This is a genomic window from Martinezella sp. CNPSo 3732 (assembly GCF_057784515.1).
Genome location: NZ_JBXSOO010000001.1, coordinates 89,601 through 103,274, shown reverse-complemented (window position 1 = coordinate 103,274; position 13,674 = coordinate 89,601). Strand labels below are relative to the sequence as shown.

The following is a 13,674-nucleotide window of genomic DNA, read 5'->3' as shown; positions in this document are numbered from 1 at the left end:
GCGCTACCTCATGACGAAGGGATCGGGGATCGGATCATCCGATGTCCGCAGCCAGATCGTCTTGGTGCGCGTGTAATCGAGTGCGGCCGCAAGCCCGCCTTCCCTGCCATGGCCGGAAAGACCGAAGCCGCCGAACGGTGCGATCGGCGATACCGCGCGATAGGTGTTGACCCAGACGACGCCGGCGCGGATGCCCTTCATCAGGCGATGGGCGCGCGTGAGGTTCTGGGTGAAGACGCCGGATGCGAGACCATAGCGGGTGTCGTTTGCCAATCTCAGGGCTTCGGCTTCCGTCTCGAAGGAGACAACCGACAGAACCGGCCCGAAAAATTCCTCGGCCAATGACGGAGAGCTGACACCATCGCAATCGAGGATCGTCGGCGGGAAATAGTAACCCACGCCGTCGGGCTTTTGCCCGCCGGTGACGAGCCGAGCGCCGCTCTTGATGGATTTTTGGACAAGCGCGGCCACATGATCCTGTTGTCTCTTGGTGGCGAGCGGACCGACCTCGGTTGCCATGTCAAGCGGTGAGCCGATGCGGATTGCTTCGGCCTTGCGCTTGAGGATCGACAGAAATGCTTCCTTGACGCTGGCTTCGATGATCAGGCGGGAACCGGCAACGCAGCTTTGACCAGTCGCCGCGAAAATGCCCGCGACTTGCGCATTGGCGGCGCTCTCGAGATCGGCATCGGCAAAGACGATGAAGGGCGACTTTCCCCCGAGCTCCAACGATGTCGAGGCGAGGTTCTCCGCCGAATTGCGGATGACATGGCGCGCCGTCTCTGGCCCGCCGGTAAAGGCGATATGCGCGACCTTGGAATGCCGTCCAAGTGCCGCACCGCAGGAAGGGCCGAAACCGGTGATGATGTTGACGACGCCGGACGGAAAGCCAGCTTCATGGACCAGCCGCGCGAATTCCAGTAGCGGTGCCGGTCCATCTTCAGATGCCTTGACGACCATGGTGCAGCCGGCGGCGAGCGCCGGGCCGATCTTGACGGCCGACAGGAACAGCTGGCTGTTCCAGGGCACGACCATGGCAACGACGCCGACCGGCTCGCGGCGCAGCCAGACATCCATGTCCGGCTTGTCGATCGGCAGATAGGAGCCCTCAATCTTGTCGGCGATGCCGGCATAGTAGCGATAGTAGTCGGCAACATAAGCGATCTGCGCTGAGGTCTCGCGAATGATCTTGCCGGTGTCGCGCGTTTCCAATTCGGCAAGTTTCTGGGCATTGGCCGCAACGAGATCTGCGAGCCTGTAGAGCAGCTTGCCGCGCTGCGTCGCCGTCAGTTTCGCCCAAGGACCATCATAAAGCGCCCTCTCGGCGGCATCGATGGCGCGGTCGACATCAGCCTCCCGCGCTTCCGGCATATCTGCCCAGACGTCGCCGGTCGCGGGATCGATACTCTGGAAGCGGGCTTCCCCCTCCAGAAACTCACCGTCGATATAATACCGGAAGCGCTGCATGGCGTTTACTCCGCAAATGCCGGCATGACCTCGGCGATGAAGCGCTCGAGCGAGGCCTTCTTGCGCTCGAAGGACATGCCTGTGTCGATCCAGAAGGAATATTCGTCGTAACCCATCGCTTCATAGGTCTTTAGCCGGGCAATCACTGTCGACGCATCGCCGACGACATTGTTGCTGCGCATGACAGCATCGGACAGCATGGCGTTGGCTAGAATCTCTTCTTCGGGAATGCGCTCGATCAGGCCCTGATGGACAGGCTTCTCGTTCTTGAACCAGGCGAAGAAGTAGTTGTAATAGACGCTGAGCTCGTGGGCGGCCTGCGCGATGTCATCCTCGGACGAGCCGACATAGGTATGCCGCAGGAGCATGATCTTCGGCCGCTCGATATGCGTGTTCTTGGCGCAGGCATCGTTGAAACGGCCTATCAGCGTCTCGACCTCGTCATCCCCCTGCCAAAGTGGCGTCACCTGGACATTGCAGCCATTGGCAACGGCAAATTCGTGCGAATTCGGGTCGCGCGCTGCAACCCAGATCGGCGGGTTCGGCTCTTGCAGCGGCTTCGGCGCCGAAGTGGTCGACGGGAATTTGAAGAACTCGCCATTATGGGCGTAGTCCCCTTGCCAGATGCCTTTGATGGCGGGGATGAGCTCGCGCATGCGCTGGCCGGCACCCCAAGCGTCGAGACCCGGTAGCAGCCGTTCATATTCGAAAGAGTAGGCGCCGCGGGCAATGCCGATATCGAGCCTGCCGTCGCAGATGATGTCGGCCATGGCCGCTTCACCGGCAAGCTTGATCGGATGCCAGAACGGCGCGATCACAGTTCCCGTGCCGAGCCTTGCCCGCGATGTCCGGCGCGCCAGGTCCGCGATGGTCACGAAGGGATTGGGCGCGATGGTGAAATCCATCCCGTGATGCTCGCCCGTCCAGATCGCGTGCATGCCACCCTTGTCGGCGATCTCGCACAGCGCAACGAATTCCTCATAGAGGCTTTTATGCGTCTGGCTCGCGTCGAGGCGCTCCATGTGAACGAAGAGAGAGAATTTCATGCCTGCACCGCCTTCCCGGAAACCGGCCGCACCATGCCGGAGGTCTCGTCGCCAAAATAGACCCCGAAATTGCCGATCTGGCTTTCCAGAGCGAAGCGGGCGACGATATCGGCCGTCGAACTGGTCTTGAAGCGCGCCGTCTTCAGCGCATCCGGCTTCAGGAACCTGCCCTCGCGCGGCTCGCCTTGCGAGGCGAAGGCGCGATAAACGATGTGATGCTTACAGTCGCTCTTGCCTTCATAGACCGAGTAGAGAAAGCCGACCGTTACCGAAAGACCGGTCAGCGCCTGCAGATAATGGCCGAGAATATCGGCGGGGCTGCCCTCCCTGCCCTCGCAATTCGGAAGAGCAAGAACATCATTGCCAAGCAGCAGGATTTCACCATCGCGCTCAACCACCGCACCAAGCTCGATATTGCCTTCCACCGCGGCAGAGACCGCCTTGCTTGCCAGGATCGGCGTGAAATAGCCGCCGCGAGCATAGCCGAGTCCATTGCGGCCACTATTGTCGAACGAGACGATGCGTCCCATCAGGACGACATGGTCGCCGGCCTCGATCACCTGTTCCATGGCACATTCGAACCATGCGGCGACATCGGCAAGGATTGGGCAACCATCGGCACCCGAATTCCACTCGACGGCGGCGAACCGGTCTTCGACGGGCCGCGCAAAGGTGTTGGAGACGGCCTTCTGCGTTTCCGACAGCACATTGATGGCAAAGTGCTTCGCGCTCGTCATGGCCGCGAAATTACGCGAGGTCTTGGCGAGACAGACGAGAAGAAGCGGCGGATCGAGCGAAACTGAGATGAAGGAATTTGCGGTAAAGCCGATGGGCAGACCCGCCTCATCGCGCGCGGTGACGACCGTCACGCCGGTCGGAAATGCGCCGAAGGCGTCACGCAACGCCCGTGGATCGAAATCTTGTGTCGTCATCTTGCGTCCTCCCCGCATGAAAGCCACTCGGCAAGCAGCTCATTGACGATTTCAGGCGCCGTCAGGTTCACCATATGGCGGTGGCCTTCGACGATGCGCGCCCAGCCATTAGGCGCTGCCGCGGCCATCTGCTCCGCCATCCGCGGCGTCGAATTCGGATCGTCCGAACCCGTCAGGAACAGAGCCGGCGCCATGACAGCCGGCCAGCGATCCGCATAGGTCTCATCGCCGCCGGCGAAAGCCGCATAGGCTGTGGCATAACCTTTCGGATCCACAAGGCTCAGCCAGTTCCGCGTAAGCTCCCGCGCGATTTCACTTTGAGCATCATCCCCGAACCAGCGCAGCAGCGGGCCTTCCTTGTCGACACCTGAAAGCGGTATTGCCGCTGCGCGTGCAAGCACGGCCGCCTTGGCCTCGGGGTCGCGCCGAAAGACGCCATTGAGATAAGCGACCCGCTTGATCCGCTCACCGAAGGTGGCGGCAGCCCCTCCGGCAACGAGCGCACCCATCGAGTGTCCGGCAACGTTGACCTTGCCGAGTTCCATCTCATCAAGGAAACCACCGAACCAGGCGACGAAGGCTTCAAGCGGGCTTCCCGCCGGCAATGCAGCACTTTCGCCGTGCCCTGGCATATCGACGGCGATGACGCGATGGCTACGAGAAAAAACCTCGATCTGTGGCGTCCAAGCTTCAAGCCGCATGCCGACGCCGTGGATCAGAACCAGTGGCTCGCCTTTGCCAACCTCATGATAGGCCGTGCCGCCTGCCGTGTGTTTGCGAAGCAAACCTTCCGTCTTCAGATGATCGGGCTTGCTCTGGTCCATGGTTTCCATCGCCGGCATCCAGACATCCGATCCTTACACGCCGGCCGGATTGGAGGCGTCCTGCCCCAGATCCTTGAAGTCCTGGTAACGATCGCCGATGCGATGGTGCGGCCGCCCACCGACGGAGGCGCCGAGAGCCACGACGATCTCATCGGCGGCAGGCGCATCGGGGACCGACGTCTGGATCGTCAGATAATGCGAACGACGGCCTTCATCATTCTTGTCCATCAGCGGGATCATGATCGGTGCATTGGCCGGTCCGCGCGTGTTGCAGAAAGCGAGATAGGATTTGGCGCCGACGGCATGGCGATAGTGATTGCCGAACCGCAGGGTGTGGATCAGCGCGGATGCATGTTCGATTTCGCCATCGAGACCGACGACTGCCGATTTGCCATAGGCTTCGACCGCCTCGCCCGATCCGACCGCATCGATAATCATCCTGGTGAGCAATTCACCGAGAACAGGCGCAGCGGTATGAATCTCGGGCTTTAGATCCGCAACGAAGCCGCGGCCGGCCCAGGGATTTTTGACGATTGCGCAGGCCGAAAAGAGCTTCAACGGCGTCACTGCCGCCTTCCCCCCTTCGACAAGCGTCGTTTCGATCTGCAGGACGGTTTTTCGGATTTGAAGGCTCATGGTTCACTCTCATCTAAGATTACGTATGATGGTATGCCATAATATAAGACTGTCAAGCGTCTTTGAGCGACCGGATTGAAAAACCTGCCGCACATCAGAAATAATCAGCTGTCTCAGCGCCTTATCGATAGAGGCGACAAGCACCCGCGAAAGCAGTGCTTGTCGTCGCATATCTTCAGCTGTCGATGTTCCGCTTTTGTATTGTTATTATGGTATACCGTCATATCGAAGGCGTGGGAGAGTCAACCCGCTTCACCAGGCAAACGACATGTGATGAGGTGTGACGCCCACCGGTATCGTCCGGCGTCGTGCAAGTCGGCCCCTCACACGGCGGGAATTTCGCCAGCGTTACCCCTGGCGGACGATAGCGCCGATTGCATTGACGACAATGCGCGCGGCGGTCAGGGCCGAAAGGCCGTCGATATCGGCGGGGGGATAGAGCTCCACCAGATCGAAGCCCGCAATGTCAGCCCGCCGGCCTAGGCCGGCGATCAGGTCGATAACCTGCGTATAGGTGAGACCGCCGGGGGTCCGCGCCGCCACGCCCGGCATGATGCCGGGATCGATGCTGTCGCAATCCAGGGTGACGACGACCCGAGCTCCCTCCGGAATATGCCGAAGAGCGGCTTCGACCCCTTGGGCGTGGATCTCGCGGGCCGTGACAAAGCAGCTGCCATAGCGCAGTGCCGTCTCCACATCCGAAGGACGGGCGCTGCCGACGCTGCGCAGACCGACCTGCACCATTCCGGCGACATGCGGCATCTCGCTTGCCCGCCGCATCGGGCTTGAATAACCGTAGCGCTCGCCATGCAACTCGTCGCGCCAGTCGATATGGGCATCGATCTGCAAGATCCAGACCGGCCCCTCATCCGCAAAGCCGGCGATGAAGGGGATCGTGACGGAACAATCGCCGCCAAGCAGGATCGGCACGACCGGCAATGCCAGCACCTCGCGCGTCTTCGCCTCGATCCGGTCCCGGTTGCCGGCGTTGTCGTGCATGACAGTCTCGATGTTTCCGGCATCGACGCAGCAAGCGGGCTTGCCTGCGAACAGCGGGCCGCCGAGATCGAAATCCCAGTGTTCGACCAGCCCGGCATCGTCTTGGCTGGCAGCGCGGATCGCTCCGCCCGACAGGGCATAGCCGCTGCTGTCCTTGCCGGGATAGGTGCTGCCGTGACCGGCGCCGAAGATCACCACACGCGGCAGACGACCCTCGTCAAAGCGGTCCGGGAAGCCGAGAAAGGAAGAGGAAGCCGTCATCTTCATAGCCTTGGCGAGAAATCAATCGATCGGTTGCCGCCCGGAAAGCACGGCCTGGGCAATGGCGCTTGCGCTGGTGACATGATCCATCGCCGCCTGATAGGCACCATCGCCGTCACCACGCCTGATAGCATCGACGATACGCGCCATCTGCGCAGGCCCCTGGACATCGCGATTTTGCGTCTTGATCGTCATGGAGCGCAGGTGGTTGATGCGCACGGTCAGAAGGTTGACGACGCCCCAGGCGACATGGCGGTCGACCATGCTGAACAGCGTCTGATAGAAGGACGATGTGTGAGCGAGCACGCCGGCCATGTCCTTCTCGCGGTAGCTATGTCTTATGTCCTCGAGCGACTTGTCCAGGGCATCGGCGATCGCGGGATTGTTCTGCTCGGCGCAAAGCCGTGCCGCCATCCCTTCGAGTGCGGCACGGATCTCGTAGATCTGCTTGGCTTCGTCGTGATTGAGCTGGGCGACGATCGGTCCCTTGTTCGGAAGATTGGCGACGAGGCCTTCGGATTCGAGATGGCGCAGGACCTCGCGCACGATCGTGCGGCTGACGCCGAGCTGGGCACAAAGATCGCGTTCGACCAGTCGGTCGCCCGGGCGGAAATAGCCGTTGATGATCGCCTCTCGCACCTTGTCGAGAGCGAGCTCCCGCAGCGTCTTCGTCGGACGCTCCACGCGAATTGCGGCGCCCTGCGCATCATCATTCATTTCCGCACCCTCGATCTTCGGATACCATAATATGGCCTACCAAAATCATCTATTGTCGAAATGAAGTCAATGCAGCAGAGCGCCCGTCAGAGCAAGGCTTGTTCTTGAATGCCGAAATGCTCCTTCAACACCTTCCAGCCTTTCGGCGTCACGTCAACGGCGCGGGACGAAGGCGCCCGCCGTATGCAACCCTCCGCGAAGAGGAGGTTGGTCAAATGAACGCCAAGGGGTCCGGCAAGATGATGTTCTCTCTCCGTCCAATCGAGGCATTGCCGGGCAAGCCCGTAGCGCGTGGGTCTGATACTGGCCGTGTTCATGCCCATGCGGTCGAACCACTCTGCACCGGCCGACGTAAGCTCGAACCGTTTCTTTTCGGCCGCGACAAGGAACCCCTTCTCCAACAACCCATGAGTCACGGCGATCGCGACCCGGCCGGCCAGATGATCATAGCAGCAGCGTGCGAACCGAAGCTTCCGCGCATCCCGGGTCAGCGGCTTTCTGCGCACGGGCTCCGCCGGACCGATCGAGGCCAGGGTCTCGAGCGCCAGCGCGACATGGGAACCGGCGAGACGATAGTATCGGTGCCGCCCCTCGGTTTCCACGACCAGCAGCCCGCCGGCCAACAATTTGCCCAGGTGGGAACTGGCCGTCTGTGCCGTCACGCCGGCCGCGTAGGCAAGCTCGCCGGCTGGCCGCGCCCGGCCATCGAGGAGCGCCGACAACATGGCGGCCCGCGCAGGATCGGCAATCAGAAAGGCAACGGCGGCTATGTTCGGCTGGGTCGTCATGTCTAGGTCTCTTCAAGTCAGGCAGCATCATAGCACCGAAATAGTTCGCATGTTTCGACACGCATCGAAGCATTGGGGCAGATGGCCGTCTTAGACTGAACGCTCAAGCAATGGCCACGGAACCGACCCATGACGAAGACCATCCTCGCCTTTTTCACCGACACGCATCTCGGCCAGAAGTTGGTCGGCAAGAACGAAATTGCCGGCGAGAAAATGGGCTATGAAGAGACGCCGCAAGAGCACGAGCACCACCTCCGCTTGGTCCTCGACGACATCGCTCGCAAGGGCATTTCCAAGGTCGTCTTCGGCGGCGACATCGGCACCGCACATTCGGTCGGCGGCTTTTTCGAACTCCTGCGCGCTTATGCCTTCAATGTGTCGCTCATCCTCGGCAACCACGATACATACGGCAATGTCGCGCCGTACTACGACATGGGCGGCAGTACCGTGGCGGGGAAGCTGTGCTACTCGCAGCAAGATCCGCATCTGAAACGGATTTTCCTCGATACGTCCGACAACGCCGTCGGCGACGGCCAGAGCAAGTGGCTCGCCCGCGAACTCAAGGGTGTGAAGCGGGCCGCAATCTTTCTGCATCATCCGATCCTGCCGCTCGAGACGCCGATAGATCGAACCGGTGCAGCCCTGCGCGATCGGGATGAGGTCAGGTCGCTTCTGATCGGCATGGATTGCCGGATATCGCTGTTCTGCGGTCACTATCACATGATCGACGAAGCCCGAGAGGCAAACATCAGGCAATATGTCTCGCCAGCGGTCTCCTATCAGATCGTCAAGCAATCCGAACGTCTGAAGGCCGACACCGGGGCATTCGGCTATCGCATTCTGGAGATTGACGAAGAAGAGATCAAAACGCAGGTCGTCTTGTTTTCAAAGAGCTAGCCGGCGCGGATGCCTTGGCTCCCCACTTCGTGGCAACGGGGGAAAAAGCACTTTCACTTCAGGGCGATGACAAATATCGTATCGGAGCACTGCGGAATCGCCAGCTGATTTGAAGGATATGACAATGAGCGTGCTTCTCTCTCCGGAACTCACGGTTTGTGGCATTGAGGAGTTGCCCGATCAACGCGCACGAAACGTCACCCATGTGCTTTCCCTTCTCGACCCGGAATATCCCGAGCTCGATGTCTTCCACTCCTATGCCAAGCATCATCGCACGACGCTTCGTTTCCACGATATTATCGCGACCGCTCCAGGGCGGGTCATGCCCCAGCCGGAACATGTCGAAGCGATCCTGAAATTCGGCTCCGAGTTTCAGGCGCAACAAGATCTCGAGGCCTCAAGTCATCTGCTGGTGCATTGCCATATGGGCGTATCGCGCTCCACCGCCGCCATGCTGTCATTGATGGCTCAAGCCAACCCCGACGAGCCCGGCGAGAGCCTGTTTGCTCGTCTGGTAGCCATCCGCCCGCAGGCCTGGCCGAACTCCCAGATGATCGGCTTTGCAGACGAACAGCTCGGCCGGAAGGGCGATTTGAACGTGGCACTTGCCCGTCATTATGGCCGGCAGATCAAGGGGCGGCCTGACTTTGTCGACTGGATGACGCATCTCGGACGTCAGACAGAACTCAATATGGCGATCCCTGCGTAAGGATCGCTACTTCTGCCGGAAGCCGGCCGCCAACACGGCAGCCTGATTATACATCTTCTTCCGCCGTGACAGTTCCCTGACAGGAATCGATGTCACCTTGGCTGCAATCTGTAGAGGACAGAGACGGTCGGCTCGTGAGCCGGCTAGCCATCGGGGAGGAGATATCATGAAAACCGCGCTCGGCCGCGACTAGCGCCTGCCATCCGGCAATCGGCGCCGGCAACCATCAGCCAATCACATCCTATTCGCCGGCTTTCCGCCAGGAGAGCCGCGCCGTCTATACGCGTCCCTCGGGGATGCAGGCGGCTACCAAAACCATACAGCAGTCAACGGGAGGGATTCAGATGTCACTGCTATTCAAGAAACTCAGCATCGCAGCCACTTTCGCCATCGGCATCAACGGCGCGGCCTTCGCGGCAAGCGAAGATCTGATCGCAGCCGCTAAGAAGGAAGGTGTGATCGCCATCTATGCCGCGACCGATCTGTCGCAGGCCCAGGCCCTGCTCGATGCCTTCACCAAGAAATATCCAGGCATTCGCATCGATTACAACGATATCGGCACCAACGGCGTCTATAACCGCATCATTTCCGAAGCCGCAGCCAGCCAGGTTGGAGGCGATCTTGTCTGGACGTCGGCGATGGACCAGACCGTGAAGCTCGCAGCCGATGGCTATCTTGCTTCCTATGCCTCGACGGAAATCGGCGCGCTGCCCAGCTGGGCGGTCTACGACAAGACGGTCTATGCCACCACGCTCGAGCCGATCGGCATGATCTACAACAAGCTTGCCCTGAAGGAGGACGAGGTTCCCCGCACCCGCGCAGCTCTGATCGAATTCCTCGGCAAGGCGGATGTCGCCGGCAAGGTCGCCACCTTCGATCCGGAAAAGTCCGGCGTCGGCTTCATGATCCAGACGAACGACTCCAAGCAGCGTAGCGATTATTGGGATCTGGTCGCAGCCTTCGGCATGGCCAAGGGCAAGACCTATTCCTCGACCGGCTCCATGCGCGAAACGGTGGTCTCCGGCGAGAACGTCATCGCCTTCAACCTGATCGGCTCCTATGCGCTCGATTGGGTCAAGAGCGCCTCCAATCTCGGCGTCGCCTTCGGCCAGGATTATACGCCAGCCTTTTCGCGCGTCGCCGCCGTCATCAAGAACGCACCGCACCCCAACGCCTCGCAGCTCTTCCTCGATTTCATGCTGTCCCAGGAAGGTCAGAACGCCATTGCCTCGAAGGGCATGCCGTCGCTGCGCACCGATGTCGACCAGGGCTACAACCTCAATACCATCAACGCGTTGGTCGGCGGCAACCTCAAGCCCATCGCGCTCGACGACTCGCGCCTGGAGTTCATGGATCCCATGAAGCGCCTCGATTTCCTGAAGAAGTGGCGCGGATCGGTCAAGAGCTGACGCCACACCCAATCACCTGAGAGCATTCCCGCGGCCGAGCGGAAGCGGGAATGCTCGCAAACAGCAATCATCGAGAAGGAGGAGCGCCGATGTCGGCACCGTCGACGCCAGTATCGACCCTGTCTCACGCCGGGCGACCAGCGGCTCATGCGAGCCCAACATTCACCCCGATCCCACAGCCGGCCAATGCCCTCGGCTTCAGGCGCATCGTCATCGGTCTGCTTGCCGTTGTCGTGCTGGCACCGATCGCGCTCATCATCTACCAGAGCCTGCTCGACGGACCGTTCTTCGCATCGAAAAGCAAGCTCTCCATCGAGGCCTATCGCTATATTCTGACCGACGAAATGTTCTACGATGCGCTCTGGAACACGGTCATCATGGCAGTCGGCATGGTGGCGATCGCGGTGCCTCTCGGAGCCGCCCTCGCCTTCCTGCTCACCAGAACGGACGTCAAATTCCGCAAGGCGCTCGAAGTCGTCGTCCTCGTGCCGATGTTCATCTCGGCCATCGTGCTTGCCTTCGGCTACACGGTCGCCGTCGGCCCGGCGGGCTTCCTCACCATGCTGTCGCGCGATCTCTTCGGGGCAGCACCTTGGAACCTCTATTCGCTGACCGGGATCGTCATCGTCACCGGGCTTGCCCATGTGCCGCATGTCTATCTCTATGTCTCAGCCGCCATGCGCAATCTGCCGTCCGATCTGGAAGAGGCGGCACGGTCGATGGGCTCGCCGATCTGGCGGGTCTGCCTGGACGTGACATTGCCTATGGTTCTGCCGGCACTGGTCTTTGCGACCGCTCTCAACCTGCTGATCGGCTTCGAGATGTTCGGCGTCCCTTATGTCCTGGGTGATCCGAGCGGCATTATCGTGCTGACAACCTATGTCTACAAGCTCACGACGCTGTTCGGCGTGCCGACCTATCAGCTGATGGCCGTCGTCGTTGTCCTGCTCGTGCTGTTGACGCTGCCGCTCGTCTGGTATCAGCGCCGCCTGCTGCGCCACAGCCGCCGCTATGCCGCGCTCGGGGGCAAGGGGCCGCGAACGACCGTGATGCGTCTTGGACCGACCGGCCAGATCATCGCGCTCTCCTTCATCGGCTTCTGGCTCTTCGTGTCGGTGCTGCTGCCGATCGGCGGCATTGTGCTTCGCGCCTTCGTCGATGCCTGGGGCCAGGGCGTCAATCCGCTGGCGCATCTGACCGTCGCGCATTTCGCCACGCTCCTGGAAGTGCCGACGCTGTTTCGCGGCATCATCAACACGGTCATCCTGTCCGTGGTGGGTGGCGCGGCGGCGGTCGCGATCTATCTCCTGATCGGGCTTGCCGGGCACCGCCACAGGGGCCTCTCGAACACCGTGCTCGACTATATGGTGCTATTGCCCCGCGCCATGCCGAGCCTCATCATCGGCCTTGCCTTCTTCTGGCTGTTCCTGTTCGTGCCCTTCCTCATTCCACTCAGAACGACGCTGATCAGCCTGTTCGCCGCCTATGTGATCGTCGGCCTTTCCTATGGTCTGCGCCTGCTGCAGGGCACGCTGATCCAGGTTAGCCCCGAACTGGAAGAGGCCGCGCGCACCACGGGCGCGACCATCGGCCGGAGCTGGCGCGACATCGTCATCCCGATCATCCGGCCGGGTCTGGTCGGCGCCTGGGCGCTGATCATAATCGTGTTCCTGCGCGATTACGCCACCGGCATCTATCTGATGAGTGCCGGCACCGAGGTCATCGGTTCCCTCATGATGGCGCAACTCCAGTCCGGCGCCATGGATACGATCGCCGCCCTCGCCTTTGTCAGCATCTTTCTTACCGGCAGCGGCCTTGCCCTTGCCCTTCGTCTCGGAGCCAAGATCCATGACTGATCTCATCGTTCAAAACGTCCATAAATATCTCGGCGGCCTGCATATTCTCCAGGGCGCCTCCTTTACCGCCAATCGCGGCTCGATCGTCTCGCTGCTCGGTGCCTCAGGCAGTGGCAAGACGACCCTGCTGCGCTGCATTGCCGGTCTCGAACAACCCGAGGTCGGACAGATCAATATCGCGGGATCGGTTGTTTTCGATGGCGACAAACGGCTGACCATGGCGCCGGAAAACCGCAATATCGGGCTGGTCTTCCAATCCTATGCGCTGTGGCCGCATCGTTCCGTCGCGGAAAATGTCGCCTATGGCCTGAAGCTCAGAGGCGTCAACAAGGCGGATGCCGAAAAGCGCGTCCTCGACACGCTCGGCAAGATCGGTCTCGGCCACCTCGCCGAGCGCTATCCGGATCAGCTTTCAGGCGGACAACAGCAGCGTGTCGCCATTTGCCGCGCCCTTGTCTATGAGCCGAAGATCCTGCTCATGGACGAACCGCTGTCCAATCTGGATGCGAAACTGCGCGAAGAGGCCCGCTACTGGATCCGCAAGCTCGTTCTCGATCTCGGCATTTGCGGCGTTCTCGTCACCCATGACCAGGCCGAGGCGCTCGCAGCCTCCGACAATATCCTACTGCTGCGCAACGGAAAGGTGGCGCAGGAAGGTCCGCCGCAGGATATTTATTCGAAGCCCTCAAGCTTCTACGTTGCCGATTTTCTCGGCGCGAACAACGTTGCCTCCGGGCGCATCAAACGCGATGGCGCTATCGCCAGCATCCATGGTAGCAACTGGCAGCTCGATGGCGTGATGATGGGGGATGGGGCGGAAAGCGAGGGCAAGGCCGTCATCCGCGTCGAGCAGGTGGCCGTTTTCGACCAGCCGGCACCGGGCCGCATCGAGATGCAGCTGGAGGCATGCTTGTTCCTCGGCGACCGCTGGGAGTACCGCCTGTCCTACGGCGAATTCAAGGCCAAGGCCTTCGGTCCGAAAATGATGGCGGCGGGCACGGTCTGGGCCGAGATACCGCGCGAGAGCGTTTGGCTGTACCCGGAAGCGGCCTAAAGCAATAGGAAAGCGGTTCGGAGCTTCCGTGAAGAGCCGGACCGCTCCGGAAAGGGAGGAACGTTGCATCTGCAATTCA

Annotated in this window: 13 protein-coding genes; 5 read left to right on the top strand and 8 right to left on the bottom strand. The window is 60.9% G+C overall.

Annotated features, from left to right (window positions below):
• Nucleotides 1-3: 3 nt before the first annotated feature.
• From AC13RM_RS00465 to AC13RM_RS00430, 8 genes are all read right to left on the bottom strand, one after another.
• Nucleotides 4-1,467, bottom strand: coding sequence for an aldehyde dehydrogenase (locus tag AC13RM_RS00465; protein ID WP_374823224.1), 1,464 nt, complete (start codon nucleotides 1,465-1,467; stop codon nucleotides 4-6).
• A 5-nt stretch (nucleotides 1,468-1,472) separates the two neighbouring features.
• On the bottom strand, nucleotides 1,473-2,513 hold the full coding sequence (locus AC13RM_RS00460; protein ID WP_374823221.1) for an LLM class flavin-dependent oxidoreductase: 1,041 nt from the start codon (nucleotides 2,511-2,513) through the stop codon (nucleotides 1,473-1,475).
• Complete coding sequence (locus tag AC13RM_RS00455) at nucleotides 2,510-3,445, bottom strand: flavin reductase family protein (protein ID WP_374823218.1); 936 nt, start codon at nucleotides 3,443-3,445, stop codon at nucleotides 2,510-2,512. The genes AC13RM_RS00460 and AC13RM_RS00455 overlap by 4 nt, the downstream gene beginning before the upstream one ends.
• The gene (locus tag AC13RM_RS00450) at nucleotides 3,442-4,278 is read right to left on the bottom strand and encodes an alpha/beta fold hydrolase (RefSeq protein WP_374823215.1); all 837 of its coding nucleotides are present in this window, start codon (nucleotides 4,276-4,278) and stop codon (nucleotides 3,442-3,444) included. Before AC13RM_RS00450 ends, AC13RM_RS00455 begins: the two co-directional genes overlap by 4 nt.
• Before the next feature lie 24 nt (nucleotides 4,279-4,302).
• Nucleotides 4,303-4,905 (bottom strand): amino acid synthesis family protein, encoded by a 603-nt coding sequence (locus AC13RM_RS00445; protein ID WP_488554421.1) that lies wholly within the window; start codon nucleotides 4,903-4,905, stop codon nucleotides 4,303-4,305.
• 348 nt (nucleotides 4,906-5,253) lie between these two features.
• On the bottom strand, nucleotides 5,254-6,165 hold the full coding sequence (locus AC13RM_RS00440; protein ID WP_374823209.1) for an agmatinase: 912 nt from the start codon (nucleotides 6,163-6,165) through the stop codon (nucleotides 5,254-5,256).
• 21 nt (nucleotides 6,166-6,186) lie between these two features.
• On the bottom strand, nucleotides 6,187-6,882 hold the full coding sequence (locus AC13RM_RS00435; RefSeq protein ID WP_095438506.1) for a GntR family transcriptional regulator: 696 nt from the start codon (nucleotides 6,880-6,882) through the stop codon (nucleotides 6,187-6,189).
• Between the two features lie 86 nt (nucleotides 6,883-6,968).
• On the bottom strand, nucleotides 6,969-7,670 hold the full coding sequence (locus tag AC13RM_RS00430; protein ID WP_488554420.1) for an ArsR/SmtB family transcription factor: 702 nt from the start codon (nucleotides 7,668-7,670) through the stop codon (nucleotides 6,969-6,971).
• A 129-nt stretch (nucleotides 7,671-7,799) separates the two neighbouring features.
• Between AC13RM_RS00430 and AC13RM_RS00425 the strand changes: the two genes are divergently transcribed.
• From AC13RM_RS00425 to AC13RM_RS00405, 5 genes are all read left to right on the top strand, one after another.
• The gene (locus AC13RM_RS00425) at nucleotides 7,800-8,567 is read left to right on the top strand and encodes a metallophosphoesterase family protein (RefSeq protein ID WP_440479604.1); all 768 of its coding nucleotides are present in this window, start codon (nucleotides 7,800-7,802) and stop codon (nucleotides 8,565-8,567) included.
• A 124-nt stretch (nucleotides 8,568-8,691) separates the two neighbouring features.
• Nucleotides 8,692-9,276, top strand: coding sequence for a tyrosine phosphatase family protein (locus AC13RM_RS00420; protein ID WP_440479605.1), 585 nt, complete (start codon nucleotides 8,692-8,694; stop codon nucleotides 9,274-9,276).
• Between the two features lie 344 nt (nucleotides 9,277-9,620).
• On the top strand, nucleotides 9,621-10,685 hold the full coding sequence (locus AC13RM_RS00415) for an ABC transporter substrate-binding protein (RefSeq protein WP_440479606.1): 1,065 nt from the start codon (nucleotides 9,621-9,623) through the stop codon (nucleotides 10,683-10,685).
• Nucleotides 10,686-10,774: 89 nt separating this feature from the next.
• Nucleotides 10,775-12,541 carry an ABC transporter permease gene (locus AC13RM_RS00410; protein WP_488554419.1) on the top strand — a complete coding sequence of 589 codons (1,767 nt, stop codon included), beginning with the start codon at nucleotides 10,775-10,777 and terminating at the stop codon, nucleotides 12,539-12,541.
• Entirely contained in the window at nucleotides 12,534-13,595 is a 1,062-nt protein-coding gene (locus tag AC13RM_RS00405) for an ABC transporter ATP-binding protein (protein WP_440479608.1), read from the top strand. The genes AC13RM_RS00410 and AC13RM_RS00405 overlap by 8 nt, the downstream gene beginning before the upstream one ends.
• The last annotated feature ends 79 nt before the right edge of the window (nucleotides 13,596-13,674 follow it).

Excerpts from the sequence above, each read along its gene's own strand:
- AC13RM_RS00445 (WP_488554421.1), bottom strand. The coding sequence starts at position 4,905 with ATGAGCCTTCAAATCCGAAAAACCGTCCTGCAGATCGAAACGACGCTT.
- AC13RM_RS00455 (WP_374823218.1), bottom strand. The coding sequence starts at position 3,445 with ATGACGACACAAGATTTCGATCCACGGGCGTTGCGTGACGCCTTCGGC.
- AC13RM_RS00430 (WP_488554420.1), bottom strand. The coding sequence starts at position 7,670 with ATGACGACCCAGCCGAACATAGCCGCCGTTGCCTTTCTGATTGCCGAT.
- AC13RM_RS00415 (WP_440479606.1), top strand. The coding sequence starts at position 9,621 with ATGTCACTGCTATTCAAGAAACTCAGCATCGCAGCCACTTTCGCCATC.
- AC13RM_RS00425 (WP_440479604.1), top strand. The coding sequence starts at position 7,800 with ATGACGAAGACCATCCTCGCCTTTTTCACCGACACGCATCTCGGCCAG.
- AC13RM_RS00440 (WP_374823209.1), bottom strand. The coding sequence starts at position 6,165 with ATGACGGCTTCCTCTTCCTTTCTCGGCTTCCCGGACCGCTTTGACGAG.
- AC13RM_RS00420 (WP_440479605.1), top strand. The coding sequence starts at position 8,692 with ATGAGCGTGCTTCTCTCTCCGGAACTCACGGTTTGTGGCATTGAGGAG.
- AC13RM_RS00465 (WP_374823224.1), bottom strand. The coding sequence starts at position 1,467 with ATGCAGCGCTTCCGGTATTATATCGACGGTGAGTTTCTGGAGGGGGAA.
- AC13RM_RS00410 (WP_488554419.1), top strand. The coding sequence starts at position 10,775 with ATGTCGGCACCGTCGACGCCAGTATCGACCCTGTCTCACGCCGGGCGA.
- AC13RM_RS00435 (WP_095438506.1), bottom strand. The coding sequence starts at position 6,882 with ATGAATGATGATGCGCAGGGCGCCGCAATTCGCGTGGAGCGTCCGACG.
- AC13RM_RS00460 (WP_374823221.1), bottom strand. The coding sequence starts at position 2,513 with ATGAAATTCTCTCTCTTCGTTCACATGGAGCGCCTCGACGCGAGCCAG.
- AC13RM_RS00405 (WP_440479608.1), top strand. The coding sequence starts at position 12,534 with ATGACTGATCTCATCGTTCAAAACGTCCATAAATATCTCGGCGGCCTG.
- AC13RM_RS00450 (WP_374823215.1), bottom strand. The coding sequence starts at position 4,278 with ATGGAAACCATGGACCAGAGCAAGCCCGATCATCTGAAGACGGAAGGT.